This window comes from Segatella salivae DSM 15606 (assembly GCF_000185845.1).
GTDB classification, from domain to species: domain Bacteria; phylum Bacteroidota; class Bacteroidia; order Bacteroidales; family Bacteroidaceae; genus Prevotella; species Prevotella salivae.
In genome coordinates this window covers 3,113,628-3,115,571 of record NZ_GL629647.1, presented here as the reverse complement: position 1 = coordinate 3,115,571, position 1,944 = coordinate 3,113,628, and the positions used below count along the sequence as shown (strand labels likewise).

Sequence of the window (1,944 nt, the reverse complement as noted above, 5' to 3'; positions counted from 1 at the left end):
CTTCCTCCAAAAGAAAACCTTTGGGCTTGTCCTCTTCCATGAGTTCACGCTTGAGGAGTTCAGCGGTGATATAGCCACGCTGCCAAACTAATTCTTGGTATTTGCCTTTGGCTTGTTCCTCTTTGGTTTGCAAATAGCGGTTAATTTCCTTTATCTCTTCGCCTGTTCCTTTGCACCGTCCCTTACGACTGTCCCAAAGTTCAGGAGCAGTTTCCTTTCCCGTGCTGTATTGCACCTGCTCACCGTCTATGGTAATGCGCCCCATAATCGGGCATTTGCCGTTCTTCTTCTCTTTGGAGCGATTGATATAAAAGAGTGTCTTGAATGTACTACGTGTCATGAGGTCAAAGTTTTAAGGTGAATGTATCTTGTATTCGTTGCTGTATCGCCTGCATATCCCGATGGATTCTCTCGGAGGAAACCGCCGCATATACCTGTGTTGTTCTCAGGTTGGTGTGTCCGAGCATACGGCTCACCGTTTCGATAGGTACACCTGCCGAGAGCGTGATAAGCGAAGCAAAGGTGTGTCTTGCCATGTGGAAGGTCAGTGGGCTTTCCATGCCGATGTTTCTCTGTATGTGGTGCATGCCATTGAGGATAATGTCGGTGGTCGGCACGTCAAAGACAAAGCCTGCACGCTTTCCTCTGTACCGCTCCATTATCGCCCAGGCAGGAGGAAGTACTTGTACACGATACGGAGTCTTGGTTTTCATTCGCCTGCCCTTGATGCAGAGTTCGCCTTCTTCCAAGACGATGTTTTCCTCCCGAAGATTACGGACGTCGGAGATTGCCAGACCTGTGAAGCAGGAAAAGACAAAAAGATCACGGACAATGCGGTAGTTCTCCCATTCAATCTTCAACTCGATGATGCGCTCAAGTTCTTCCTTCGTAATGCTTCTCGGCTCGCCCTTTGGTCGCTCGTAACTGTAGCCCAAGAAAGGATAGAAGTCCAGCACACCTTTCTTTACCGCCATGCGGACGATGGTCTGCAAAGTAGACACGGTACTCGATATGCTGCTGCGTTTCAGTCTGCGGTCGATGGTAAGATAATACTCAAAACCCTCGATAAAGGTATTGTCCAACTGTGAAAGGGGAATGTCGCTTACCTTGTGCTTCTTCTGCACATACTCACGAAGCAGGGATAGTTGGTAGGTACGGAGTTTGAACGTCTTTAAGGCTCGATCAATGCCGATACGTTCCTTTGTCTGTGTAAGATACTCCCCAAAACTCTCCAAGAGCAAGGCCTGACGGTGGATTTGCCCCTGATAGGCATCCCTCACGTCTGTGGCGGAAAAAGTCTCTTCCCTTTCACTGAATTCGTGAAAGCGTGCGTGGATGAGTGCGGTGCATTCACCGAGTTTCTGATTGACGGACACCGCCATTGCACTCTTACCGATGAGCCGTTGCTTACGGCTGTCCCAAAGAGCGAGCGGAGTCTTGCACTTGGTGGAGAATCCTGAATGGGTTCTGCCTACTGAGATGCGCCCGATAACAGGCACAAGTCCTTTCTTGTCGGTTCGTTTCGCCTGAACGAAGAACGATACTTTCAGCTTGTTTTCCTTCATTTTCTGTCGTTTTTTCTAAATTTCCTTTGTTTGCAAAGGTACAGATGAACAAGTATTCCTGAGCGATGCAGAAAAATGAAAGATGAAGAATAAAAATCTAAGACACAGTTGTTTACCTTCAATTCGTAACCCCTTTTTGCTTTTTCCCTGATGGGTTACGATTTGGTAACGGAACTCCTGCCGTTTAATGCTCGTTTTCGCTTACCCTCAAAATAGTAAGAAAATGCTAAATGATATTATTTCAAATAGTTACATTCCTTACATTTCCCTCTGTTTCCCTTAATTCTTAATGACTGATTATGCCCGCAAAATGAGCCTGGATCTACGCATGATAGACGAAAACGGGTACTCGGATCATATTGACAACAAGGCAAGCCAT

General features: G+C 46.8%; 2 protein-coding genes. Both read right to left on the bottom strand.

The genetic code is table 11. The features are described from left to right. Positions 1–340: Arm DNA-binding domain-containing protein (locus HMPREF9420_RS14815; protein WP_007136019.1), on the bottom strand; the 340-nt coding region annotated here is incomplete at its 3' end. A 4-nt stretch (positions 341–344) separates the two neighbouring features. Then, positions 345–1,565, bottom strand: coding sequence for a site-specific integrase (locus tag HMPREF9420_RS12115; protein ID WP_007136018.1), 1,221 nt, complete (start codon positions 1,563–1,565; stop codon positions 345–347). Between the last annotated feature and the right edge of the window lie 379 nt (positions 1,566–1,944).